The sequence below is a fragment of the Micromonospora sp. C28ISP2-4 genome (assembly GCF_030519385.1).
Taxonomy (GTDB): Bacteria; Actinomycetota; Actinomycetes; order Mycobacteriales; family Micromonosporaceae; genus Micromonospora; species Micromonospora tulbaghiae.
The window spans coordinates 233,788-257,569 of record NZ_JAUMKG010000007.1 but is presented as its reverse complement, the minus strand read 5'-3'; the positions used below and the strand labels follow the sequence as shown (position 1 = coordinate 257,569).

Annotated in this window: 22 protein-coding genes; 3 read left to right on the top strand and 19 right to left on the bottom strand. The window is 74.0% G+C overall.

Annotated features, from left to right (window positions below):
- Positions 1-92 precede the first annotated feature (92 nt).
- The 19 genes from Q3W68_RS24655 to mraZ form a co-directional block, all read right to left on the bottom strand.
- A complete protein-coding gene (locus tag Q3W68_RS24655; RefSeq protein ID WP_302907719.1) occupies positions 93-1,598 on the bottom strand; it encodes a potassium/proton antiporter in 1,506 nt (501 codons plus the stop codon).
- A gap of 22 nt (positions 1,599-1,620) precedes the next feature.
- The gene (locus Q3W68_RS24650; protein WP_302907718.1) at positions 1,621-1,929 is read right to left on the bottom strand and encodes a DUF167 domain-containing protein; all 309 of its coding nucleotides are present in this window, start codon (positions 1,927-1,929) and stop codon (positions 1,621-1,623) included.
- Between the two features lie 2 nt (positions 1,930-1,931).
- A complete protein-coding gene (locus Q3W68_RS24645) occupies positions 1,932-2,714 on the bottom strand; it encodes a hypothetical protein (protein ID WP_302907717.1) in 783 nt (260 codons plus the stop codon).
- A gap of 72 nt (positions 2,715-2,786) precedes the next feature.
- Complete coding sequence (locus tag Q3W68_RS24640; protein WP_302907716.1) at positions 2,787-3,590, bottom strand: DivIVA domain-containing protein; 804 nt, start codon at positions 3,588-3,590, stop codon at positions 2,787-2,789.
- Between the two features lie 41 nt (positions 3,591-3,631).
- A complete protein-coding gene (locus tag Q3W68_RS24635) occupies positions 3,632-3,937 on the bottom strand; it encodes a YggT family protein (protein ID WP_013287596.1) in 306 nt (101 codons plus the stop codon).
- Positions 3,938-3,965: 28 nt separating this feature from the next.
- Complete coding sequence (locus Q3W68_RS24630; RefSeq protein WP_302907715.1) at positions 3,966-4,667, bottom strand: cell division protein SepF; 702 nt, start codon at positions 4,665-4,667, stop codon at positions 3,966-3,968.
- Positions 4,668-4,860: 193 nt separating this feature from the next.
- Positions 4,861-5,607: a YggS family pyridoxal phosphate-dependent enzyme gene (locus Q3W68_RS24625; protein ID WP_302907714.1), complete on the bottom strand. Its 747-nt coding sequence runs from the start codon at positions 5,605-5,607 to the stop codon at positions 4,861-4,863.
- Positions 5,608-5,616: 9 nt separating this feature from the next.
- Positions 5,617-6,732, bottom strand: a complete 1,116-nt coding sequence (gene ftsZ / locus Q3W68_RS24620) for a cell division protein FtsZ (protein WP_030500246.1) — start codon at positions 6,730-6,732, stop codon at positions 5,617-5,619.
- A 228-nt stretch (positions 6,733-6,960) separates the two neighbouring features.
- Entirely contained in the window at positions 6,961-7,779 is an 819-nt protein-coding gene (locus Q3W68_RS24615) for a cell division protein FtsQ/DivIB (RefSeq protein ID WP_302907713.1), read from the bottom strand.
- Entirely contained in the window at positions 7,776-9,257 is a 1,482-nt protein-coding gene (murC, locus tag Q3W68_RS24610) for a UDP-N-acetylmuramate--L-alanine ligase (protein ID WP_302907712.1), read from the bottom strand. The genes Q3W68_RS24615 and murC overlap by 4 nt, the downstream gene beginning before the upstream one ends.
- Before the next feature lie 31 nt (positions 9,258-9,288).
- Entirely contained in the window at positions 9,289-10,395 is a 1,107-nt protein-coding gene (murG, locus tag Q3W68_RS24605; RefSeq protein ID WP_302907711.1) for an undecaprenyldiphospho-muramoylpentapeptide beta-N-acetylglucosaminyltransferase, read from the bottom strand.
- Positions 10,395-11,810, bottom strand: coding sequence for an FtsW/RodA/SpoVE family cell cycle protein (locus Q3W68_RS24600; protein ID WP_302907934.1), 1,416 nt, complete (start codon positions 11,808-11,810; stop codon positions 10,395-10,397). The genes murG and Q3W68_RS24600 overlap by 1 nt, the downstream gene beginning before the upstream one ends.
- 239 nt (positions 11,811-12,049) lie before the next feature.
- Entirely contained in the window at positions 12,050-13,177 is a 1,128-nt protein-coding gene (mraY, locus tag Q3W68_RS24595; protein ID WP_091331122.1) for a phospho-N-acetylmuramoyl-pentapeptide-transferase, read from the bottom strand.
- Positions 13,174-14,583 carry a UDP-N-acetylmuramoyl-tripeptide--D-alanyl-D-alanine ligase gene (murF, locus tag Q3W68_RS24590; protein WP_302907710.1) on the bottom strand — a complete coding sequence of 470 codons (1,410 nt, stop codon included), beginning with the start codon at positions 14,581-14,583 and terminating at the stop codon, positions 13,174-13,176. The genes mraY and murF overlap by 4 nt, the downstream gene beginning before the upstream one ends.
- Complete coding sequence (locus Q3W68_RS24585; protein WP_302907709.1) at positions 14,580-16,142, bottom strand: UDP-N-acetylmuramoyl-L-alanyl-D-glutamate--2,6-diaminopimelate ligase; 1,563 nt, start codon at positions 16,140-16,142, stop codon at positions 14,580-14,582. The genes murF and Q3W68_RS24585 overlap by 4 nt, the downstream gene beginning before the upstream one ends.
- Before the next feature lie 52 nt (positions 16,143-16,194).
- Positions 16,195-18,408, bottom strand: coding sequence for a penicillin-binding protein 2 (locus tag Q3W68_RS24580; protein ID WP_302907708.1), 2,214 nt, complete (start codon positions 18,406-18,408; stop codon positions 16,195-16,197).
- Positions 18,409-18,411: 3 nt separating this feature from the next.
- Positions 18,412-18,993 carry a hypothetical protein gene (locus Q3W68_RS24575; protein WP_302907707.1) on the bottom strand — a complete coding sequence of 194 codons (582 nt, stop codon included), beginning with the start codon at positions 18,991-18,993 and terminating at the stop codon, positions 18,412-18,414.
- Positions 18,990-20,099 carry a 16S rRNA (cytosine(1402)-N(4))-methyltransferase RsmH gene (rsmH, locus tag Q3W68_RS24570; RefSeq protein ID WP_114921323.1) on the bottom strand — a complete coding sequence of 370 codons (1,110 nt, stop codon included), beginning with the start codon at positions 20,097-20,099 and terminating at the stop codon, positions 18,990-18,992. The genes Q3W68_RS24575 and rsmH overlap by 4 nt, the downstream gene beginning before the upstream one ends.
- A gap of 204 nt (positions 20,100-20,303) precedes the next feature.
- Positions 20,304-20,735, bottom strand: coding sequence for a division/cell wall cluster transcriptional repressor MraZ (gene mraZ / locus Q3W68_RS24565; RefSeq protein WP_013287610.1), 432 nt, complete (start codon positions 20,733-20,735; stop codon positions 20,304-20,306).
- Between the two features lie 355 nt (positions 20,736-21,090).
- Here mraZ and Q3W68_RS24560 point away from each other — a divergent pair, with 355 nt between their 5' ends.
- The 3 genes from Q3W68_RS24560 to Q3W68_RS24550 are packed head-to-tail and all read left to right on the top strand — an operon-like array spanning position 21,091 to position 23,763.
- Positions 21,091-22,338, top strand: coding sequence for a MurT ligase domain-containing protein (locus Q3W68_RS24560; RefSeq protein ID WP_128138608.1), 1,248 nt, complete (start codon positions 21,091-21,093; stop codon positions 22,336-22,338).
- Positions 22,328-23,050: a type 1 glutamine amidotransferase gene (locus Q3W68_RS24555; protein ID WP_302907706.1), complete on the top strand. Its 723-nt coding sequence runs from the start codon at positions 22,328-22,330 to the stop codon at positions 23,048-23,050. Before Q3W68_RS24560 ends, Q3W68_RS24555 begins: the two co-directional genes overlap by 11 nt.
- Entirely contained in the window at positions 23,047-23,763 is a 717-nt protein-coding gene (locus Q3W68_RS24550) for a TVP38/TMEM64 family protein (RefSeq protein ID WP_302907705.1), read from the top strand. The genes Q3W68_RS24555 and Q3W68_RS24550 overlap by 4 nt, the downstream gene beginning before the upstream one ends.
- The last annotated feature ends 19 nt before the right edge of the window (positions 23,764-23,782 follow it).

Here is a 23,782-nt window from a genome sequence, read left to right as displayed (position 1 = left end):
GGAACGTACAGGCGTCCGACAACGTGCCGCACCGTCGTCCCACGTATCCGCCCCGGACTGCCATCAATCGGGGCAAAAGGAACGGTAGCAGATCAGCGGGCCGGCTCCTCGCCGTACTCCCCGAACCACCTCGCCAGCCGGCCCCGGCGGCTCACCGCCCGCAGCCGCCGCTCGGTCTCGTCCCGGACGCCGGCCGTGGCGACGATGAGCAGGCTGTCCCCGACCTTGAGCCGGGTGTCGGCGCCCGGCACGAAACCGGCGCCGTCGCGCAGCACGAGCGTCACCGCGGCGCCGACCGGCAGCCGCAGCTCGTCCACGTGCACCCCGGCCAGCCGCGAACCGGCCGGCACCTCCAGCTGGAGCAGGTCGGCGCGCATCCGTTCCAGCGGGGCGGTCTCCAGCAGGATCTCGCTCGCCTCGGCCGGCGCGGTCACACCCAGCCGGCGGGCCGCCGGCGCCAGCGTCCCGGCCTGGAGCAACGTGAAGATCACCACCAGGACGAAGACGGCGTCGAACAGGCGATCAGCCCCCGGCACGTGCAGCGACAGCGGGATGGTCGCCAGCACGACCGGCACCGCGCCGCGCAGCCCGGCCCAGGACAGGAACAGCTGCTCGCGCAGGTTCACCCGGAACGGCAACGCGGAGACCGCCACCGACAGCGGCCGGGCGAGCAGCAGCAGCGCCAGCCCGGTGATCACGGCCGGCAGCACCGCCGCGTCCAGCCGGCTCGGCGAGACCAGCAGGCCGAGCAGCACGAACAGGCCGATCTGGGCCAGCCAGGCCAACCCGTCGGCGAAGCCGAGGATGGCCTGCCGGTGCGGCAGCCGCGAGTTGCCGAGCAGGACGCCCGCGACGTACACGGCGAGGAAGCCCGAGGCGTGCAGCACCGAGCCGGCCGCGTACGCCAGCACGGTGAAGCCGACCACCGCGATCGGGTACAGGCCGGCCGACGGCAGCGCGGCCCGGCGCAGCGCGTACCGGCCCGCCAGCCCGGCGGCGACCCCGACCGCCGCGCCGGTGCTCAGCTCGTAGCCGAGCAGCAGCACCTCGTACCACCAGGGGTGTGCGGCCCCGGCCCCGGCGCGGGACAGCAGCAGCACCAGCAGCACGACCGGGGCGTCGTTCACCCCGGACTCGGCCTCCAGCGCGGCCACCAGCCGGGGCGGCAGGCGCAACCGGCGCAGCGTGGCGAACACGGCCGCGGCGTCGGTGGAGGAGAGCACCGCGCCGTAGAGCAGGGACAGCCGCCAGTCCAGGCCGAGCAGCAGGTGCACCACCACGCCGACGACCACGATGCTGACCACGACGCCGACCGTGGACAGCGCCGCGGCCAGGCCCAGCACCGGCCGCAACGTGCTCCACCGCGCGGTCAGGCCGCCCTCCGCGATGATCACGATGAGCGCGCAGAAGCCGAGCACCCGGGTCAGCTCGACGTCGTCGAACCGGATGCCCAGGCCGGCCTCGCCGAGCAGCACGCCGAGCGCCAGGTAGACCAGCAGACTCGGTACGCCGAGCCGGGTGGAGAACCGCACCGCGCCCACCGCGACAAGCAGCACGGCGGCGCCCACGAGCAGCGCGACGTCGAGCCCCGGGGTCATCGCCGGCCGGCCCGACCGGACCTCACGCCGTGCTGCCGTCGCGCAGCCGGCGCAGCACCTCGGACAGCCCGTCGTGCGGCCGCTCGACCAGGAACAGCTTGTCGCGGCTGGCCGCCCCGGAGCGCAGCGACACGGTCGCCGGCCGGACGCCGAGCGCGTCGGCGAGCGCGCGCCGGGCCGCCTCGGTGGCGCGGCCGTCCACAGCGGGCGCGTGCACCGCGACGACGAGCGCGGGACCGTACGGCCCGTCGAACCGCCCGCCCACCCGGGCGCGGGCCGCCCCGGGCTTCACCCGCACCGCGACGGTGAGTGTGTCGTCCGCGATCGTCATGGTCAGCGCGGCCGGGCCTCGGCGAGCAGGGTGGTGGCGGCGGCGCAGTGCGCGCACGGGGTGAAGCCGAGCGCGACCGCCTCGGCGACGGGCAGCGGTTCGTCCTCCCGGCCCACCAGGTGCGGGCAGTCGGGCAGGTGGAAGCGGGGGTGGCCGTCGACCACCAGGACCTCGTCGGACAGCCGGACCAGCCGGGCGACCTCACCGGCGGAGAGGAACTCGGACGGCGGGTCGCCGTCGAACGCCTCGCCCGGTGCGGGTGAGGTGGGCCGCGCGGTCTCCGGCATCCGCGGGCCGGGCGGCGAGTAGGGCGCCGCGTCCGGGACCACCGGATCCGGCGCGGTGTACGGCGCGGCGACGGGCTCGGCGTCGGACGCGGGTGCGTGCGGCCGCGCGGCGGCCGGCTCGTACGGCCCGGCGTCGAACGGCTCGGCCGGCGGCGAGTACGCGGCCGGCGGCGGGGCGTCGTCCGGCTCGGTCACCGGCGACCCGGGCGGTTGCCGCCACCCGGATCCGCCGGCGCCGACGGTGGACCTGTGGTGCGGGACCGGGCTCACCGGTTCGTCCGGGGACGGGACGGTGTGCGCGGTCCGCATGCGCGGCCCGGTCTCCCGGCCGGCCGCGGCCCGCGTCGCGGCGGCCTGGCGGGCGAACGCGACGAAGGCGACGGCGGACAGCAGGCTGGCCGCGATCGAGACGATGAGCAGAAGGCTGGATCCGCCGGCGAGGCCGGCGATCAGCAGCACGACCGCGACGAGGATGAGCAGGATGCTGGCGGCTACCACGGCTCACCCCCGGCCGCGTCGTGTCGGTCTGGGCGGTCGGTGGCCGTCACGGGGCCGGCCACCGACGCGGGATCAGCGGCCGGACTCGAGCGAGCCCGAGCGGCCCCCGCCGTAGGAGCCGGCGAGGCCGGCCGCGGCGAGACCGTTGCTGCCGGTGGCACGGTTGCCCTCGGTGCGGTTCATCTCCACCTCGAGACCCTGGCCGCGACCGTCGAGATCACGCAGCTGGCTCTCCAGGTACGCCTTGAGGCGGGTGCGGTACTCACGCTCGAACTGCTTGAGCTCCTCGATGTGCTTCTGCAGCGCGGTGCGCTTGGCGTCCAGGCCGCCCATGGCCTCCTGGTGCCGCTGGCGGGCGTCCCGCTCCAGGGCGTCGGCCTTGGCGCGGGCCTCGCGGGTGACCTCCTCGGCCTTGGAACGGGCCTCGGAGAGCAGCTGGTCGGCCTCGCGACGGGCGTCGGAGACGTGGTCGTCGGCGGTCCGCTGGGCCATCATGAGCACCCGCAGCGCCTGCTGCTCGCCGTCACCGGTCACGCCGGCCGGGCCGCCCTGCGCGCGGACCTGCTCCAGCTCGGCCTGCATCGCGCGGGCCGCCTGCTCGGCGGCTGCCTTGTCGCGCTGCACGCGGTCGAGCTGAGCCTTGACGTCGTTGAGCTCCGCCGCGAGGCGGGCGTCACCGCCGGGGCCGGCGGGAGCGCCACCCCGACCGCCGCGCTCCACCTGGGCGCGCAGCTCGTTGTTCTCCTCGATCAGACGGGCCAGCTCGCGCTCGACCTCGTCCAGGAAGGCGTCGACCTCCTCCTCGTCATACCCCCGCTTGCCGATCGGCGGCTTTTTGAAGGCGACGTTGTGGACGTCGGCCGGGGTCAGCGGCATCGAAACTCCTCGGGTCAGTTGCGGCCGCGAAAGCGCTCTGGTCAGGCAAACGCGAAGATCAGGCGCCTAAACACGAACTCCATCAGCACGAACAGGATAACCAGGAGCACAAGGGAGGCCAGGTCGATGCTCACGGTACCAATTCGCAGTGGTGGGATCACACGCCTCAACGCTCGCAGGGGCGGATCAGTGACGCTCCACACGACTTCCAGTCCCGCCGACGCTCCCCGTCCCGGTTGCCAGCGGCGACCATAAGCCAGCACCGCCCCAAGAACAAATCGCGCCAAAAGGACAATTAGGAAGATGTACAGCAGCAGGTAGAGCACCTGGAACAGGATCGACAACACGGCAGGCGACGTCCCTCGGTCGTGCGGCTCAGCTCAGGCTGAAGAAGCCGCCCTCAGCGATCTTGGCCTTGTCCTCCGCGGTGACCTGGACGTTGGCCGGTGAGAGCAGGAACACCCGGTTGGTCACGCGCTCGATCGTACCGCGCAGACCGAACGCGAGCCCGGCGGCGAAGTCGACGAGCCGGCGGGCGTCCGCCTCGTCCATCTCGGTGAGATTGATGATCACCGGCACGCCGTCGCGGAAGTGCTCGCCGATGGTCCGCGCCTCGCGGTACGTGGTCGGGTGCAGCGTGGTGATCTGGTAGCGCTGCTCGTCCTCCGGCGCCACGCGCTCCCGCTCGCGGGGCTGGGCCTGCGGCGCGAGCGCGAGGTTGTCCCGGGTGTGGTAGCTCAGGGCGCCCGACGTGTCGCCGGCCGAGGACCGGGTGATCGACCGCACGCTGGACCGCTCGGCCCGCTCCGGGCGCTCGGACTCGGCCCGGTCGGCGTCGACGGCGCGGCTGGAGGCGCGCTCGGACAGCCGGCCCCGGTCGCCGAGCCGGCTCCGCGTCGTCGGCGGCTCCTCGGTCTCGTCGTCGTCCTCGTCGGCGAACTCCTCGGCGTACCGGCTCGACCGGTAGCGCGACGAGTCCCGGTAGCCACCCTTGTCGTAGCCACCGTCCTCGTACGCCCGCTCGTCGTCCTCCTCGACGAGACCGAGCCAGACCCCCGCCTTGCGCAGTGCACCCATCCCCGCGCCCTTCCGTCCGCCGTGCGGCACGCGCCCCCGTGCCGTGTCGCTTGATCACGAGTGGACGATCATGCCCACCGGACCGGATCGGCAATCCCCTGACGCGCGGTTCGCGGTCCGCCCGTCACGGCCCCCGGCTACGGGAACGCCGTCCTGAACAACACTGATGTAATTTGCTTCCGTCGTGGTGAGGCTACCGCAGCGCAGGGCGCATTCCGAGCAACGCGCTGCCGACACGGACATGTGTCGCGCCGTGCCCGATCGCGCTCTCCAGGTCTCCGCTCATCCCGGCGGACAGCACCGTCGCGCCCGGATGGTCGGCCCGAAGCCGCGCCGCCACCTCGGCCAGCCGGGCGAACGCCCGGTCCGGCTCCCAGCCCAGCGGCGCCACCGCCATCAGACCCGCCAGCCGCAGCCCGTCGGCGCCGGCCACCGCCGCGGCCACCGGGTCGAGCCCCCGCTGCGGATCGGCCGCGCCCGGCAGCGCCCCGCCCCGGTCCCGGTCGCCGTCGATGCTCACCTGCACCAGCACGTCCAGCGGCCGGTCCCGGACCGCACCGGCGGCGGCGTCCAGCGCCGCGGCCAGCCGGACGCTGTCCACCGACTGGACCACGTCGGCGTACCGGACCACCGAACGGGCCTTGTTGCGCTGCAACTGGCCGATGAAGTGCCAGCGCGGCGCGGTCCCGGCGGCGGACACCGCCTCCGCCTTCGGCGCCGCCTCCTGGTCGCGGTTCTCCCCGACGTCGGTCACGCCGAGCCCGGCCAGCGCGACCACGTCCGCCGCCGGGTAGGTCTTGGTCACCGCGACCAGGGTGACCTCGTCGCGCTGCCGGCCGGCCGCCGCACAGGCGTCGGCGATGCGGGCCCGGACCCGGGCCAGGCCGGCCGCGAGTTCGGCGCGCCGCTCGGGCCGCACCGCCGTCTGTGACTCCGTCATCGGCGCCGCTCAGGAACCGTTCTTGAGGAAGTCGGGCACGTCGACGTCGTCGAAGAGCACCCGGCGCGACGGCTGCTGCGGCGCCGGCATGGTGGCCGGCGGGCTCACCGGCGCGTTCGGCTGGGCCGGCGGGTTCTGGTTGCTCTTGCGCGGCGGCTCCACCGCCTTGTACGCCGGCGCGCCCCCGTCGAAGCCCGCCGCGATCACCGTGACCCGCACCTCGTCGCCGAGCGCGTCGTCGATGACCGCGCCGAAGATGATGTTCGCGTCCGGGTGGGCCGCGTCGGTGACCAGCTGCGCCGCGTCGTTGATCTCGAACAGGCCGAGGTCCGATCCGCCGGCGATGGACAGCAGCACGCCGCGCGCACCGTCCATGCTCTGCTCCAGCAGCGGGCTGGAGATGGCCGCCTCGGCCGCCTCGACGGCGCGGTTCTCGCCCCGGGCGCTGCCGATGCCCATGAGCGCGCTGCCGGCGCCGCTCATCACGCTCTTCACGTCGGCGAAGTCCAGGTTGATCAGGCCCGGCGTGGTGATCAGGTCGGTGATGCCCTGGACACCGGAGAGGAGCACCTGGTCCGCGGTGCGGAACGCGTCCATCATGGAGATGTTGCGGTCGCCGAGCGCGAGCAGCCGGTCGTTCGGGATCACGATGAGCGTGTCGCACTGGTTGCGCAGCTCCTCGATGCCCGCCTCGGCCTGGACCTGCCGGCGCTTGCCCTCGAACGAGAACGGCCGGGTCACCACGCCGATGGTGAGCGCGCCGAGCTTGCGGGCGATGTTCGCCACCACCGGCGCGCCGCCGGTGCCGGTGCCGCCGCCCTCGCCGCAGGTCACGAACACCATGTCGGCGCCCTTGAGGACCTCTTCGATCTCGTCGCGGTGGTCCTCGGCGGCGTTCTTGCCGACGTCCGGGTTGGCGCCCGCGCCCAGTCCCCGGGTCAGCTCCCGGCCCACGTCGAGCTTGACGTCGGCGTCGCTCATCAGCAGCGCCTGCGCGTCGGTGTTGATCGCGATGAACTCGACGCCCTTGAGCCCAACCTCGATCATCCGGTTGACGGCGTTTACGCCGCCGCCCCCGATGCCGACGACCTTGATGACCGCCAGGTAGTTGTGCGGAGGTGTCATCTCCGGTCCTTTCCCTTCGAGATTGGCATGGGCCGACCCCACACGGCTTGGCCGGATCAGCGGCCTCCGACGGCTGAACCCTCACCCTCTACTAGAGGCTTAGAGTTATGTCAACCACTGATCTCTTCGGGGCAACGTATGCGCCGCCGCGCCAGGAGCCAAGGACCCGTTCCGGCGTGTCGCCGACCGAGCGACAGGGGACACATCGCCCGCTCGCTGAGCCGTGGGTCACTCGAACGTGACCACGTCCGGCGCGCTGACGTCGATCCGGTCCGCCTTGCGGCTCAGCAACGCGGTCGCCACGGTGGACTTGTCGGTGCCGCGGGAGGCGTCGCCCCAGAACACCTGACGCTCGCCGCGCAGCACCAGCGTGATCCGGGCCAGCCCGGCCACGTCCACCGCGACCAGCTCCGCGCGCAGCTTCTCCCCCAGCGCGGCGAGCACCGCCAGCCCGGCCCGCGTACCCGGGTCGTCGGGACCGGGCCGGGCCACCTGGACCAGCGGCAACCCGTCCGGCGCCCGGTCCAGGCGCTGGAACACCACGCCCGAGGCGTCGACGACCACGAAGCCCTCACCCTGCGGCACCGCCGCCACCGGGGTGCGCTCCTGCACCCGGATCACGAGCGTGTCCGGCCACTGGCGCTCCACGGTGGCGCGGGCCACCGGCGGCAGCGTGCCGACCTTGCGCGCGGTCGCGTCCAGGTCCACCCGGGCCAGCGGCGCGTTGTCCGGCACCGCGGCGGCGTCGCGGATCTGCACCGGGGTGACCAGCCGCGCGCCGACCACCCGTACCTCGCGCACGCCGAACAGGCCGGTGCCCAGCACCGTCCACGCGACCAGGCCCGCGACGGCGAGCACCGCGGCGGCGACCGCCCACGGCAGCGCGGCCCGCATCCGCCGCTGCCGGGCCCGGGCCATGAACCGGCGGGTCGACGGCGGCACGGCGTCCGTGTTCGCCCGCACGAGCTGCCAGCGCCGGGCCGGGCTGCGCCGCCCGCCGCCGCCGTCCGGTCCGGGGGTACGGCCGCGGGCCGGACCGGGACTCATCCGGCCGGGGTCGCCGCGCCGTCCGGGTCGACGCCGGCGCCGAGCCCCGTGCCCCCGGCCGAGCGGGCGAGCAGGGCGTCGAGCAACTGGTCACCCATCAGCGAGATCGGCGGCGCGCCCATCGTCACCACCACGTCGCCGGTCCCCGCCCGCCGGGCCACCTCGGCCGGCACGTCGTCCCACGCCTCGACGAAAACCTTGCGCTCGGCCGGCAGCGGCACCTCCTGGATCAGCGCGGCCGAGCCCTCGCCGGGGCGGCGCGTCTCGCCGGGGCCGAAGACCTCCAGCAGCACCACCTCGTCGGCGATGCCGAGCGCGGCGGCGATCTCCGCCTGGTTGTCGCGGGTGCGGTAGAGCCGGTACGGCTGGAACACCACGATCAGCCGGCCGTCGCCGGCCACCTCACGCAGCGTCTGCAACGCCAGCGTCATCGAGGTCGGGTGGTAGGCGTACTCGTCGTAGACCAGCACGCCGTCCGCCGCGCCCTTGCGCTCGAAGCGGCGCCGCACGCCCGGGAACGCGCCGAGCGCGGCCTCCGCCGCGGCCACCGGCAGTTCCAGCAGGTACGCGGCGAGCACCGCGGCGGCGCTGTTGAGCGCCATGTGCCGGCCCGGTACGGGCAGCCGGATCTCACCGAGCGGCCGGCCCTCGACCTCGGCCTGGTAGCGCACCCCGTGCGCGGAGGACACGACCTCGCTCATCCGCAGGTCCGCGTCGGCGGACTCGCCGTACGTCCAGACCCGGCGGCCCTCGGCGCGCAGCGTCTCGGCCAGCCGGCGCCCGCCCGCGTCGTCGGCGCAGGTGACCACGAAGCCGGCCGGGTCGGTGAGCCGGGCGAACTCGGCGAACGCCGCCTCCAGGGTGGCCAGGTCGCCATAGGTGTTGAGGTGGTCCGCCTCGATGTTCGTGATGATCGACACGAACGGCCGGTAGATGAGGAACGAGCGGTCGCTCTCGTCCGCCTCGACCACGAAGTGCTCGCCGGTGCCGTGGTGCGCGCCGGAACCCACCTCGGAGATCTCGCCGCCGATCACGAACGACGGGTCGGTGCCGGCCTGCTGGAGCACCATGGTGACCATCGAGGTGGTGGACGTCTTGCCGTGGGTGCCGGCGACCGCCACCGTGCGGCGGCCGGTCATCGCGGCGGCCAGCGCCTCGGAGCGGTGCAGCACCCGCAGACCCCGGCGGCGCGCCTCGACCATCTCCAGGTGGTCCTGCGGGATGGCCGAGGAGTAGACGACCGTGTCCACCCCGTCGAGGTTGGACGCCTCGTGGCTGGAGTGGATGGTGCCGCCGAGCGCCCGCAGGCCGGCCAGCGACGGCCACTCCCGCAGCTCGCTGCCGGAGACCGGCAGGCCCCGGGTCAGGAAGAGCCGGGCCAGCCCGGCCATCCCGACGCCGCCCACCCCGATCAGGTGGATCCGGCCCAGGTCCTCCGCCGTCATGGTGCCGGCGGGCGTGAACTGCGCGGTGTTCATCAGACGTACCTTCCCGTCGCGGCGCGCCGCATCAGCGGGCCACCGCCTCGTAGACGAAGTTCAGCAACGCCACGTCGCCGTCCCGGCGGCCGTACGAGGCCGCGGCGGCGCTCATCGCGTACAACCGCTGCGGGTCCCGGATCAGCGGGATCACCGTCCGCTCCACCCAGGCCGGGGTCATCTCGGCGTCGTCGACCAGCAGGCCGCCGCCCGCCTCCACCACCGGCAGCGCGTTGCGCTTCTGCTCCTGGTTGCTGTGCGGGTAGGGCACGTAGACGGTGGGCAGGCCGATCGCGGCCACCTCGGCGCAGGTCATCGCGCCGCCCCGGGCCAGCATCAGGTCGGCCGCGGCGTAACCCAGCTCCATCTCGGACAGGTACGGCAGCGTGACGTACGGCACCGGCAGGTCGGTGGGCACGGAGACCGGCTCGTTGCGGGCGCCGATGACGTGCAGCACCTGCACGCCGTTGCGGGCCAGCTCCTTCGCCGCGCCGGAGACGGCCAGGTTGATCGAGCGGGCGCCCTGCGAGCCGCCGGCGACGAACAGCACCGGCAGGTCGGGACGGAGTCCGAAGTGGGCGCGGGCGGCGTCGCGCAGCGCGGCCCGGTCCAGCCCGGCGATGCCCCGGCGCAGCGGCACGCCCACCACGCGGGCGTCGCGCAGCGCCTCGGCCTGGGCCGGCTGGTGCGGGAAGCCCACTGCGACGTTCTTGGTGAACTTCATGCCGAGCCGGTTCGCCACGCCCGGCGGCACGTTCACCTCGTGGATGACGATGGGCAGCTCCCGCCGCCACGCGGCCAGGTAACCGGGCACCGAGACGTACCCGCCGAAGCCGACCACGGCGTCGGCCTGGACCTCGTCGATCACCTTGCCCGCCGCGCGCGCCGCCTTCCACATCCGGTCCGGGGTACGCACCAGGCTCATGTTGACCGACCGGGGAAGCTGGTAGGCCGGGATCTGCCGCAGGTCGTAGCCGGCTGGCGGGATCAGCTCGTTCTCCAGCCCCTTCGGTGTGCCCAGACAGGTGATCCGGACGCTCGGGTCGTGTCGGCGCAGGCAGTCGGCGAAGGCGAGCAGCGGGTAGATGTGCCCGCCCGTACCCCCTCCGCAGAGCACCACCGAACGCAGCGGACCCATCAGCGTCTCCTCTCGCTCGCCGCGCCGGAGCGCGCCCGGTCGGACCGGGCGCGCTCGGGCGCGGCCTGGTCGTCCTGCCGCCGCTGCCGGGACCGGGGCACGGACCCTCGGTCGGCCGGGGGCGGCGCCGGCTTACGGCGCCGGCCGGGAAGCGGCGGCAACGGGGCCCACACTAGTCGGACCCATCGGGCGGGCGGACGGGCATGCAGCGCTCGCGCCGCGTCCGGCTCGGCGCGGGCGAACGAGGCGAGCATGCCGATCGCGGCGAGCGTCACCACCAGGGCGCTGCCGCCGTCGGAGATGAACGGCAGCGGTACGCCGGTCAGCGGCAGCAGGCCGGTGACGCCACCGATGTTGATGACGGCCTGGCCGACCAGCCAGGCGGTCACGCCGGCGGCGGCGAGCCGGCGGAACGGGTCCTCGACCCGGCGGGCGATCCGCATGCCGGTGTACGCGAGCACGGCGAACAGCGTCAGGACCACTGTGCAGCCGACCACGCCCAGTTCCTCGGCGACGATGGCGAAGATGAAGTCGTTGTGCGCCTCGGGCAGGTAGTTCCACTTCAGCGAGCTCTGGCCGAGGCCGACGCCGAACCAGCCGCCGTTGCCGATCGCGTAGCGGGCCTGCACGAGCTGGTAGCAGTAGTCCAGCTTCTGCTCGAAGCAGGTCTTCGGGTCCGGCGGGTCGAGCCACATGGTGAGGCGGCCGAGCCGGTAGTTGTCCGCGTCCCGGGAGCCGGAGCCGGCGCCGAGCGAGGCGGCGGCCACCAGCAGGCCGATGCCGGCCAGGCCGATCGCGGAGAGCGCGGCGAAGACCCGGCCCCGCACGCCGGCCGCCCAGAGCAGCCCGACCACGAGCGCCAGCAGGCAGAGCATGCTGCCCAGGTCGTTGAAGCCGACCAGCACGAACAGCAGGCCCACCACCGGGAACAGCGGCGTGGCCAGTTCCTTCCACCAGCCCAGCGCCGCGCCCTTGCGGGCCAGCACGTGCGCCGCCCACAGCACCAGCGCGAACTTCGCCACCTCGACCGGTTGCAGCGAGATCGGCCCCAGGGAGAGCGAGAGGAGTTCGGCCCGCAGCGGCCCGATCGACGTCACCCCGAACAGCGAGTTCAGGGCGACGAACAGGTTGAGCGTGAGCAGCAGCGCCACCGCCACGCCGAGCGCCGGGCGGCTCACCGCCCGGAACGTGCGCGCGGGGAGCCGCTGGCAGGCCCAGAACGCGCCGATGCCGATCACCGCGAACACGGCCTGCTTGGTCAGCGACGCGGAGGCGTCGCCGCCCTCGGCGAAGTCCTTCACGCTCGTGGCGGAGAAGACCATGGTGAGGCCGATCAGCAGCAGCAGGCCGGCGCTGGACAGCAGCAGGTAGTACGAGGCCAGCGGCCGGGCCAGCAGGCCGCGCAGCGCGGCCAGCCCACCGGCCGGATCCCAGCGCGCCCCGGGCGGGTCGGCCGGAGGCGTGGCAGCCGGGGCACGGCGGGCCGGCGGGTCGATGGTCACCTGGATGTCTCGTCCCTCCCCCACAGGCCCATCATTGCCGCTCGACCCGCCCGCCCGTGGCGCAACCGCCCGGTCGGCGTGTCGGATCTGAAGGAAGGGCCCCTTATTAACAGACGTCTGTTAATAAGGGGCCCTTCCTTACACCCGGGGCGTCAGCTCACCGCGGCGAGGAACTCGCTGTAGAACAGGCCCAGCGCGATGGCCACGCCGATACCGGCGATGATCCAGAACCGGACCACGATGTTGACCTCGCTCCACCCGGCCAGCTCGAAGTGGTGCTGCAACGGCGACATCCGGAACACGCGCTTGCCGGTGGTGCGGAAGGAGATGATCTGGATGACCACGGACATCGTGATGATCACGAACAGGCCGCCCAGGATCGGCAGCAGCAGGATCGTCCGGGTCGACATGGCCATGCCGGCGATCAGGCCGCCCAGCCCGAGCGCGCCGGTGTCGCCCATGAAGATCCGCGCCGGGGAGGTGTTCCACCACAGGAAGCCCACGCAGGCACCGGCCGCCGCGCCGGCGATCAGCGCGATCTCCAGCGGGTCGCGCACCGTGTAGCAGTACGACTCGGTGTAGTTCGGGTCGGCGCACCAGTGCCGGTACTGCCAGAACGCGATCAGCGCGTACGCCGCGAGCACCATCACCGAGGCGCCGGTGGCCAGGCCGTCCAGTCCGTCGGTGAGGTTGACGCCGTTGGTGGCCGCCATGACCACCATGATGATGACGATCACCGCGCCGATCTTGCCGATCTCCAGCGCCGGGATGTCCCGGATGAAGCTCAGCGTGGTGCTGCCCACCGTCTCGGTGTTCGTCGCGTTGCCGCCGGCGTCGGTCATGCTCGACGGGAAGTAGACGGCCACCGCGCCGAACACGGCTCCGACCAGGATCTGCCCGGCCAGCTTGCCCCGCTTGTTGAGGCCGCCGCTGTGCCGCTTGCGGACCTTCAGGAAGTCGTCGATGAAGCCGACCGCGCCGGAGAACACCATCAGCCCCAGCAGCACCAGCGCCGTGATGGTCGGTTCGACCTGGGCGATCTGCGCGTCCGGCAGCGTGGTCAGGGCAAGGTGCCCGGCGACGTACGCGATGACCGTGGCCAGGATGAAGACCACGCCGCCCATCGTCGGCGTGCCCTTCTTGCCCTCGTTGCTGGCGAGCCCGAGGTTCGACCGGATCGGCTGGCCGGCCTTCAGCCGGGCGAACACCTTGATCGCGATCGGGGTGCAGAACAGCGAGATCAGGAACGCGACCCCGATGGCGACGATGACCGCCCTCATGCGGCGCCGCCCTCCGTCGCACCCTCCCGGGCGTCCGCGCGCAGCGCGTCGGCCACCTCCCAGGTCCGGTACCGGGAGCCCTTCACCAGCACCACGTCTCCCGGACGCAGCTCGCTCCGCAGCACCTCGACGGCCGCCGCCTGATCGGTGAGCAGCACCGACTCTCCTCCCCAGTTACCTACCGCTGTCGCGCCCTCGTGGATCGGCGCCGCCGGCTCGCCCACCACGAGCAGCCGGTCCACTCCCAGTTCGGCCGCGAGCCGGCCGACCTGCTGATGCCCCTCCCGTTCGAAGTCACCCAGCTCGGCCATGTAGCCGAGCACCGCGACGGTACGCCCGTCGCCGCGCATGCTGGCCAACGCCCGCAGCGCCACGCCGGTGGAGGCCGGGTTGGCGTTGTACGAGTCGTCGATCACGGTCACCCCGTCGGGACGCTCGAAGACGTCCATCCGGCGGGTGGAGACCAGGCCCAGCTCGTTCAGCGCCGCCGCCAGGTCGGGCAGCGGCAGGCCCAGCTCCCGGCCGACAGCCGCGGCGGCGAGCGAGTTGGAGACCTGGTGCCGGCCGGTCAGCCCGAGCCGTACCGGCGCGCTGCCCTCCGGGGTGACCAGGGTGTACGAGGGCCGTCCCCGGCCGTCGAGCGTCACGTCCACGGCGCGCACGTCGGCGCGCTCCGACTCGCCGTAGCGCACCACCCGGGCCCGGGTACGCGACGCCATCGCGTCGACCCGCGGGTCGTCGGCGTTGAGCACCGCCAGCCCGTCTTCGGGCAGCGCCTCGACCAGCTCGCCCTTGGCGAGCGCGATGGTCTCCACCGAGCCGAACTCGCCCAGGTGCGCCACGCCCACGTTCAGCACCACGGAGATCCGCGGCGGGACGACCTCGCACAGGTAGCGGACGTGCCCGACGCCGCGGGCGCCCTTCTCCATCACCAGGTAGCGGGTCTCCGGCGTGGCCTGCAACGCGGTGTACGGGTGCCCCAGCTCGTTGTTGAACGAGCCGGGCGGCGCCACCGTCGGGCCGAGCCGCACCGCGACCTGGGCGATCAGGTCCTTGGTGGTGGTCTTGCCGGACGAGCCGGTCAGTCCGATCACCGTCAGCCCGGGCAGCCGGTCCACCACGGCGCGGGCCAGCCGGCCCATCGCGTCGAGCGCGTCGCCGACGAGCACCATCGGCACGCCCGGCACCTCCCGGGTGCCGAGCACCGCGACCGCGCCGGCGGAGATCGCGCCGGCCGCGTAGTCGTGGCCGTCGACCCGCTCGCCGGGGAAGGCGACGAACAGCCCGCCCGGGCTCACCTTGCGGGAGTCGAACTCGACGGTGCCGGTGACCCGGGCGTCCGGGTCGGCGCCGGTGAGCCGGCCGTCGACGGCGGCGGCCACCTCGGCCAGCGTCAGCGGGATCACCGCTGACCCACCAGGTCGCCGAAGCGAGCGCGCAGCGCCGCCGCCAGCTCCACCCGGTCGTCGAACGGCAGCACCTCGCCGCCGATCTCCTGGCCGCGTTCCTGGCCCTTACCAAGCACCGCCACCACGTCACCCGGTTCGGCCACCCGGACCGCCTCCTCGATCGCCGCCCGCCGCCCGGGCACCTCGATGACACGGGCCGGGGTCGCGGCGGCGTACGCGCCGGCCAGCACCTCGGCCCGGATCGCGGCCGGGTCCTCGGTCCGCGGGTTGTCGTCGGTCACCAGCACCACGTCGGCGCCGCGCGCGGCCACGCCGCCCATCACCGGTCGCTTGCCCCGGTCCCGGTCGCCGCCGGCGCCCAGCACACAGATCAGCCGGCCGCCGGTCAGGTCGCGCAGCGCGGTGAGCACCGCCTCGATCGCGTTCGCCTTGTGCGCGTAGTCGACCACCCCGCGTACCGGGGCGTCGCCGCTGACGAGTTGCAGCCGGCCGGGCACGCCGCCGCAGGCGGCCACGCCGCGCGCCGCCGTCTCCGGGTCCACTCCGGCGGCGACCAGCAGGGCGACCGCCAGCAGCGCGTTCGCGACGTTGTGCCGGCCGGGCAGCGCCACGCCGGTGGGCAGCGTCAGGCCGTCCGGCCCGCGCAGCGTGAAGCGCTGCGCGTAGCCCTCCCCGTCGACGCCGTCGGCCCACCAGGTCGCGTCCGGGTCGCCGGCCGCCGAGTAGGTGACGGTGCCCGGCTTGTACAGCGGGCGCAGCGCCGGGTCGTCGTGGTTGAGCACCTCGACCCGGCAGCGGCCGTCGAACAGCTTGGCCTTGGCCGCGAAGTAGTCCGCCTCGTCGGCGTGGAAGTCGAGGTGGTCGGAGCCGAAGTTGGTGTAGCCGCCGACGTCGAACCGGACGCCGCCGACCCGGCCCATGGCGAGGGCGTGGCTGGACACCTCCATGACCACGGTGTCCACCCCGTGCTCGCGGGCCACCGCGAGCATGGCGTGCAGGTCGGTGGCCTCCGGGGTGGTCCGGACGCTGTCGATCACCAGGTCGCCGAGGCGGGTCTCCACGGTGCCGATCAGCCCGGTGACGTGCCCGGCGGCCCGCAGCCCCGACTCGACCAGGTAGCTGGTGGAGGTCTTGCCGGCGGTGCCGGTCACCCCGATCACTGTGAGTCCGGCGGTCGGGTCGCCGTAGACGGTCGCGGCCACCCCGCCGAGCGCGTCGCGCGGGTCGTCGACGACGAGCGCGGGCAGGCCGGTCCCGGCTGCGAGCGCCGCGCCGGCCGGGTCGGTCAGCAGGGCCACCGCGCCCGCCTCGGCGGCGGCGGCGGCGAACTCCGCGCCGTGGCGCCGGGCGCCGGGCAGGGCGGCGTACAGGTCGCCGGGGCGTACCTCCTGGGAGGCGTGGGTCACGCCGGTGACGGCCAGTTCGGCGGCCTCCTCCGGCGGGGTCGCCCCCACGCGGGCGGCGAGGTCGCCGAGCCGTACGGGACGCACGGTTGTGGGACGTGGATTGCCGGGCACGGCGTCAGACCCTACCCGGTCGTCCGGTTCCGACCGCACAGCCGCCCCGGTGGTTCGTCGCCACTCACCGATGATGTCCCGCCGCCCCCGCTCAGCGCGGAAAGACCTCGAACTTCGGGGACTTGTTGGTGAGCGAAGGCGGCACCCGGTAGTGACGGAGAGTGAAGCCCATCATCTCCCGGAACGCGGGCGCGGCGACCGCGCCGCCCCCGCCGCCGGGGCTCCACACGAACACCGCGACCACGTACCTGGGGTTCTCCGCCGGGGCCATCCCGATGAACGAGCCGACCTCGCCGGGCTGCTGCTTGCCGCCGTCGTAGCGCAGGCCGGTGCCGGTCTTGCCGGCCACCCGGTAGCCGGGCACGGCCGCGGCCAGGCCGGTCCCCTGGCCGTCCGGCCCGTCGACGGTGGTGACCGCCTCCATCATCTGCCGCAGTGCCGCCGCATTGGCCGGGCTGAGCACCGAACGGGTGGTGGGCGCCGCGGCGGGGCTGCGCTCACCGTCCGCGCCGATGGTCTCCTTGACCAGGTGCGGCTGCACGTACGTGCCGTTGTTGGCGATGGTGGCGTACGCGGCGGCCATCTGCAGCGGCGTGGCGTCCACGCTGTGCCCGATCGGCACCGACCCGTACGCCGAGCCGCTCCACTGGTCCGGCGGCAGCAGCCGGCCCGCGGCCTCGCCGGGCATGCCCTCACCGGTCGCCTGGCCCAGCCCGAACCGCTTCTGGTAGTCGAACAGCCGGTCCTTGCCCAGCTTCTCGGCGATCTCGATGGTGCCGACGTTGGACGAGAAGGCGAGCATGCCGGGGATGCTCATGGTGCGGCCGTCGGCCGGATGGGTGTCGCGGAACGTGATGCCGCCCCGCTCGATCGTGTTGGCGACCGGGAACGCGGTGTCCGGCGTGATCACGCCCTCCTGGAGCGCCGCGCCGTAGGTGATCGCCTTGTGGATCGAGCCGGGGTCGACCACGAACGTGGTGGCCGCGTCGTCGCGGTCCGACGGCGAGGTGACCTTGGTGGGGTTGGCCGCGTCGTACGTCGGCTGGCTGGCCTGCGCCAGCACCTCGCCGCTCGGCACCTCGATGATCACCGCGGCGCCGACGCTGCCCTTCACCTTGGCCGTCTGCTTCGCCAGGATCCGCTGCGTCATGAACTGGAGGTCCCGGTCGACGGTGAGCTTCAGCGAGCTGCCCGGCTGCGGCTGGGTGGTGCGGCTGTAGCCGCCCGGGATGGGCGCGGCCAGGTCACCGAGGCCCACCTCGTAGGTCCGCTTGCCGGCCTGCCCGCGCAGCACGTCGTCGTACTTGGCCTCCAGCCCCTCCAGGCCGTTCATGTCCTGGCTGACGAAGCCGATGAGGTTGGCGGCCAGGTCGCCGCCGGGCACCTCGCGCCGCTCGTCGCGGTGCACGTTGATGCCGGCCAGGTCGAGCGCCATGATCCGCTTGGCGGTCGCGATCTCCACGCCGCGGGCCAGGTAGACGAACTGCAGCGGGGTGTCGGTGCCGGGCAGGGTGCGCTTGCGCATCTTCTCGGCCAGGTCGGACACGGGCACGCCGAGCAGCGGGGAGAGCAGGCGCGCGGTGGCGAACCGGTCCTTGACCCGGGTCGGGTCGGCGAACACGTACCGGGCCTCGACGCTGTGCGCCAGCGGCTCGCCGCCGCGGTCGAGGATCGCGCCGCGCGGGGCGGGCAGCTCCACCACGGCGAGCCGGTTGGGCAGGCCGCCGTCGGCGTACGCCGGGGTGTCCACGGTCTGGAGGTAGACCAGCCGCACGCCGATGCTGGCGAACAACGCCAGCGCCAGCACGGTGCCGAGCCGCAGCCGCCGCCGCGGGTCGCCGAGTCGCGGCGGCCGGCGCGGCTTGCGTACCGGCCGGCGGGGCTGCGCGGCCGGACGGCGCGGCTGGGACCGGCGGCGCGGTGGTGGCGCGTCCTCGTCGTCGTCGAACGGTTCCCGCACCGGCCGGGACGAGACGGTCCGCACCACGCCGGCCCGGCCGCCCGCGGCGGTGGACCGGCGGCCGGATCGGGCGCCGTCGGTCGCGGGCTCACGCGTGCCGGCGCGCCCGGCCCGGCCGCCGTCGAGCACCTGCAACGCGGGCCGGAACGGGTCGCCGGACCGGTTGCTGCGGGGGGTACGCCGTTGCTCGGCGCCGCCGCCCTCGCGCACGGTCCGCCCGCGCGGCGTGTACGCCCGGGCGTCGGAGATCCCGCCGAGACCCGGCTCGCGCGGCTCCGACCCCCGCGACGATCCGCGCCGGGAGCCCGTGGCGTCCCGGCGCGGATCCTCCGATCTCGGCGGCACCGCTCAGCCTCCGTTGCCCTGCTGGCTGGTGACCGACGGGGCGCCCTGGGCGGGGTGCGGCACCCCGATGGTCTGCCCGTCCGGCAGCCGGATGTAGGCCGGGTCCTCGGACTCGACCAGGCCCAGCTTGCGGGCGTTCGCGGTCAGGTTGCCGGGCGCCTTCTGCTCGGCGATCTCCTTCTTCAGCTCCTGCTCGTCCACGTCGAGCTTGGCCTGCTGCTGCTGGAGCTTCTCCAGCTTGAAGGCGTTCTCGTTGATCTTGGTGTTGACGGCCAGGATGCCCAGCACCCCACCGACGACGAGCACCAGGATCAGTGCGACGAAGGGTGCCCGGGGCACCCGGATCGGCGCCGGCGGGGCGACCCGCAGGCGCGGCACCGGCGTGCCGGTGACCCGGGTCCGCTCGGCCGGCCGCAGGGCGGCGCTGCCCTGCGTCGGGAACTCGCGCGCCCCCCGGGCGCGAGTGGCCTCCCGGCGGTCGGTCGCCGTCGTGTCTCGCGTGGTGCGCTGCGCCGCGGTCCGGCCCCCCGACCGCGGTGCGCGCTGCCCGACGGCTCCCCGGCCGTCGCGCTTCTCGACGTTCATGTCCCCTCCCCCTCCTCGTCCGTCCCGTTCGCGTCCCCCGGGGCCGACGCGGGGTCCTTGCCGGACCCCGGTGACCCCGTCCCCGGTTGGTGCATCGCCTTCACCCGGCGGCGGTACCGTTCGCGGTCGGTACGCCCCTGCCGGGCCGCCTCCGGGTCGAGCCGTTCCGCGGCCCGCAGCCGCACCGAGGCGGCACGCGGGTTCGCGGCCACCTCCGCCTCCCCGGGCAGCTCGGCGCCCCGGCTCAACAGCCGGAACGTCGGGCCGGACCCGGGCAGCTCGACCGGGAGGTCGACCGGGCCCTTACTGCGGACCCGGTCGGCGAGCGCCTGCTTGGTGAGCCGGTCCTCCAGCGAGTGGTAGGACAGGACCACCATGCGGCCGCCCACTGTGAGCTTGTCCAGAGCAGCCGGCAGCGCCGTCTCCAGCGCTGCCAGTTCTCTGTTTACCTCGATCCGTAAAGCCTGAAACGTTCTCTTTGCCGGGTGTCCACCGGTTCGTCGGGCCGGTGCCGGAATGGCGTCCCGCACCAGCTCGGCCAGCCGGGCCGACGACGTGATCCGGGCGCGCTCCCGTTCCCGGATGATCGCCGAGGCGATCTTCCCGGCGAACTTCTCCTCGCCGTACACCCGCAGCAGGCGGGCCAGGTCCGGGTGGGAGTAGGTGTTGACCACCTCCTCGGCGGTCACCCCCCGGGTCTGGTCCATCCGCATGTCCAGCGGCGCGTCCTGCGCGTACGCGAACCCGCGGTCGGGCGCGTCCAGTTGCAGGGACGAGACGCCGAGGTCGAACAGCACCCCGTCGATCGCCGGGTAACCGAGCCGGTCGAGCACCTCGGGCAGCTCGTCGTAGACGGCGTGCTCCAGGTGGATCCGGTCGGCGAACCGGGCCAGGCGGACCCGCGCGTGGGCGAGCGCCTCGGTGTCCCGGTCCAGGCCGATCAGCACCGTGTCCGGATGCGCCGAGAGCACCGCCTCGGCGTGTCCGGCCAGGCCGAGCGTGGCGTCGACGTGGACGGTGCGACCGGGCCGGCCCAGTGCGGGGGCCAGCAGCTCGAGACACCGCTCGAGCAGCACCGGCACGTGCGTGCCGCGTAGCTCCCCCATCTCGACCCCCACCCCGTTCGCCAACCGTTCCGTCACGTGTCCGTCGTCGCCACGACGCCTCGCCATACCGCCAGATCCCCATCCGCTCCCGCCCGCCGGAGGCCGCGGCCCTCCGTGTCGGATCGTGCGCCTGGCACCGGGGAAGGGGTGCCAGGAACTCGAAAGCGGCTGGAGATCTCGCAGTACGTCGGGCGCCGTCACGCCCTACAGACCGCCGGGCAGCACCCCCTCCTCGATGTCGGCGAAGTCGTCTTCGCTCTCCGCGAGGTAGGCCTCCCAGGCCGCCTTGTCCCAGATCTCCACCCGGGTGCTCGCTCCGATCACGACCAGATCCCGGTCCAGTGCCGCGTACGACCGCAGGTGGCCGGGAATCGTGACCCGCCCCTGCTTGTCCGGCACCTCGTCGTGCGCGCTGGCGAAGAAGACCCGGCTGTAGGCCCGGGCCGCCTTGCTCGTCATCGGCTGCGCGCGCAACTGGTCGGCGATCCGCTGGAACTCGGGCATCGGGAAGACGTAGAGGCAGCGCTCCTGCCCTTTGGTGATCACGACACCCCCCGCCAGTTCGTCCCGGAACTTCGCCGGAAGGATCAACCGGCCTTTGTCGTCCAGGCGCGGAGTGTGGGTGCCGAGGAACATCGGCCCAACCCCCTCGCCCTGAGCGGCGTTCGCGGCGCCGCTGACCCCCCGGGCCGGTGTGGCCCTCCCGGCCTCACCATCGCGCCCCACTCTACTCCACTTCCCTCCACCTGCAACCAGAATCGCCCGCGTGGCGTGGCGTTTCCGCGCGCAAAACCGCACGTCAACGCGGGTGGGGCGGAGTGGAGGGGGTGGGGCGCGCCCCACACCGTCCGCTACCCGACATCGACCGCCGCCGTCCGGCCCCGCGCGCTCCGGCCGTCCGCCGGGCCCTCCCCGGCCGAACGGTTCGCCGTCGGCGGCGATCTGGCGGAGGTGGTGGTCCGGTAACCTCGCTCGGGTGACGGACGCGAAGATGCCCTTGCGGGCAAAGGTGGCCAGCTCCGTGTCGCGCACCGCCGCGGCGCTGTCGCGGGCCGCGGGTCGTGGCGACGGCTCCGTGATCGGCGGCTGGATCGGCCTCAAGATCGACCCGGACCTGCTCGCCCATCTCTCGGCCGGGCGCGCCATCGCCCTGGTGTCCGGCACCAACGGCAAGACCACCACCACCCGGCTCACCACCGCCGCGGTCGGCGTGCTGGGCCGGGTCGCCACCAACTCCTTCGGCGCGAACATGCCCACCGGCCACACCTCGGCGCTCGCGAAGGCCGGCAGCACGCCGTACGCGGTGCTGGAGGTGGACGAGCACTACCTCGCCCAGGTGCTGGAGGCGACCGAGCCGCACGTGGTGGCGCTGCTCAACCTCTCCCGCGACCAGCTCGACCGCGCCAAGGAGGTCGCCATGATGGCGCAGCTCTGGCGTGCCGCCCTGGTCCGGCACCCACGCGTACGGGTGGTCGCCAACGCCGACGACCCGATGGTGGTGTGGGCGGCCTGCCCGCCGGCCGACCCGGCCCAGGGTCACGTGCCGCCGCACGTCACCTGGTTCAGCGCCGGGCAGCGCTGGCACGACGACTCCTGGGTCTGCCCCGAGTGCGGCTCCACCATCCAGCGCTCCGGCGAGCAGTGGTGGTGCACCGGCTGCCCGCTGCGCCGCCCCGAGCCGAACTGGACGGTCGAGGACGACGGCGTGCTCGACCCCACCGGGGCCTGGCACAAGATCCAGCTCCAGCTCCCCGGCAAGGTCAACCTCGGCAACGCGGCCACCGCCCTGGCCGTCGCCGCCGAGTTCGGCGTACGCCCGGTGGACGCGGTGTCCCGGCTCGGCACCGTGACCTCGGTGGCCGGCCGCTACGCCCAGGTGGACCGCGACGGGCGCAACATCCGGCTGCTGCTGGCGAAGAACCCGGCGAGCTGGCTGGAGGCGTTCGACATGGCCGACGTCGCGCCGACACTGCTGTCCATCAACGCCCGCGACCCCGACGGGCTGGACACCTCCTGGCTGTTCGACGTGGACTTCTCCCCGCTGACCGGCCGGCAGGTGCTGATCACCGGCGACCGGGCGTACGACCTGGCGGTGCGGCTGGAGGTAAACGGCGTGCCGTTCCAGCACGTACGCAGCTTCGACGAGGCCGTCCGCGCCGTGCCGCCGGGCCGGCTGGAGGTCATCGCCAACTACACCGCCTTCCAGGACATCCGAGCGGAGCTGGACCGTGTCAACTGAGAGCCTGCGCATCGTCTGGATCTATCCCGACCTGCTGTCCACGTACGGCGACCGGGGCAACGCGCTGATCCTGGCCCGCCGGGCCCAGCTGCGCGGCATGCCGGTCGAGGTGCTGGAGGTCCGCTCCGACCAGCGGCTGCCCGCCACCGCCGACATCTACCTGATCGGCGGCGGCGAGGACGGCCCGCAGGCGCTCGGCGCCCAGCGTCTGATCGCCGACGGCGGCCTGCACCGGGCGGTGGCCCAGGGTTCGGTGGTGTTCGGCGTCTGCGCCGGCTACCAGCTCCTCGGCACCTCCTTCTTCGCCAAGGGCACCCGGTGCGCCGGCCTGGAGCTGCTCGACCTCTCCTCCGACCGCGGCCCCACCCGGGCGGTGGGCGAGCTGGCCGGCGAGGTCGACCCGCGGCTGGGCATCCCGCACCTGTCCGGGTTCGAGAACCACGGCGGCCGCACCCACCTCGGCCCCGGCGTGTCCCCGCTGGCCCGGGTCACCACCGGCGTCGGCAACGACGGTGCCACCGAGGGCGCGTGGCGGGGCAAGCTGCTCGGCACCTACTCGCACGGCCCGGCGCTGGCGCGCAACCCCGACCTGGCGGACCTGCTGCTGCGCTGGGCGACCGGCATCCACCAGCTCCCGCCGCTCGACGACACCTGGGCCGACCGCCTCCGCTCCGAGCGCCGCTCCGCGGTGGCCGCCGCACCGAGGCCGTGACCGACGCCGCCCGGCCGGGGCGGCGACCGGTGGCCCGCCGGCTCGCCGGGTTGCTGCGGCAGCCCTCGGCGCGACGGTTCGGGCTGCTCCTGGTGCTGCTCGCCGGGTTCGGCGTGACGCTGCTGGTGGTGCCCCGGCCGGACCCGGCCGACCTGCCCCGGCTCGCCGACTCGCTCGGCGGCTACGGCCCGCCCGCGGCTGTGGTCTGCGGCGCGCTGCTGCTGGTGGCGCTGGTGCCACGGACGTTCGTCACGCTGGCCGCGGGCGCGATCTTCGGCCCGGTGCAGGGCGCCGCCTACGCGCTGGGCGCGGCACTGCTAGCGGCGGCCATCGGCTTCACGGTGGGCCGGATGCTCGGCCGCGACTTCGTCGCCGAGCGGGTACGCGGCCGGCTGGCCCGCCTCGACGGCTGGTTCGCCCGGCAGAGCGTCTTCGGCGTGATCACCGTACGGCTGCTGCCGATCGCCGGGTTCGGGTTGGTCAGCTACGGCTACGGCACGACCGCCGCCCGGGTGCTGCCGTTCCTGGCCGGCAGCGTGATCGCCTCCGCGCCCACCGCCATCGGCTACGCGGCGATCGGCGCGGCCGTGACCACGCCCGGTTCGATCAACTGGTACGCGGCGGCGCCGGCGAGCCTCGGCCTGATCGCCAGCGTGCTGATCATCCACCGCTGGTGGCGGGCCGAACGGCGGCGCCCGGCCGAACTGACATGACCGGCCGGTGGGCGTGTCC

What these genes read in the sequence shown, in the direction of transcription:
- Q3W68_RS24655 (WP_302907719.1), bottom strand. Translation starts at nt 1,598, where the DNA reads ATGACCCCGGGGCTCGACGTCGCGCTGCTCGTGGGCGCCGCCGTGCTG.
- Q3W68_RS24650 (WP_302907718.1), bottom strand. Translation starts at nt 1,929, where the DNA reads ATGACGATCGCGGACGACACACTCACCGTCGCGGTGCGGGTGAAGCCC.
- Q3W68_RS24640 (WP_302907716.1), bottom strand. Translation starts at nt 3,590, where the DNA reads ATGCCGCTGACCCCGGCCGACGTCCACAACGTCGCCTTCAAAAAGCCG.
- Q3W68_RS24630 (WP_302907715.1), bottom strand. Translation starts at nt 4,667, where the DNA reads ATGGGTGCACTGCGCAAGGCGGGGGTCTGGCTCGGTCTCGTCGAGGAG.
- Q3W68_RS24625 (WP_302907714.1), bottom strand. Translation starts at nt 5,607, where the DNA reads ATGACGGAGTCACAGACGGCGGTGCGGCCCGAGCGGCGCGCCGAACTC.
- ftsZ (WP_030500246.1), bottom strand. Translation starts at nt 6,732, where the DNA reads ATGACACCTCCGCACAACTACCTGGCGGTCATCAAGGTCGTCGGCATC.
- Q3W68_RS24615 (WP_302907713.1), bottom strand. Translation starts at nt 7,779, where the DNA reads ATGAGTCCCGGTCCGGCCCGCGGCCGTACCCCCGGACCGGACGGCGGC.
- murC (WP_302907712.1), bottom strand. Translation starts at nt 9,257, where the DNA reads ATGAACACCGCGCAGTTCACGCCCGCCGGCACCATGACGGCGGAGGAC.
- murG (WP_302907711.1), bottom strand. Translation starts at nt 10,395, where the DNA reads ATGGGTCCGCTGCGTTCGGTGGTGCTCTGCGGAGGGGGTACGGGCGGG.
- mraY (WP_091331122.1), bottom strand. Translation starts at nt 13,177, where the DNA reads ATGAGGGCGGTCATCGTCGCCATCGGGGTCGCGTTCCTGATCTCGCTG.
- Q3W68_RS24575 (WP_302907707.1), bottom strand. Translation starts at nt 18,993, where the DNA reads ATGAACGTCGAGAAGCGCGACGGCCGGGGAGCCGTCGGGCAGCGCGCA.
- rsmH (WP_114921323.1), bottom strand. Translation starts at nt 20,099, where the DNA reads ATGGGGGAGCTACGCGGCACGCACGTGCCGGTGCTGCTCGAGCGGTGT.
- mraZ (WP_013287610.1), bottom strand. Translation starts at nt 20,735, where the DNA reads ATGTTCCTCGGCACCCACACTCCGCGCCTGGACGACAAAGGCCGGTTG.
- Q3W68_RS24560 (WP_128138608.1), top strand. Translation starts at nt 21,091, where the DNA reads ATGCCCTTGCGGGCAAAGGTGGCCAGCTCCGTGTCGCGCACCGCCGCG.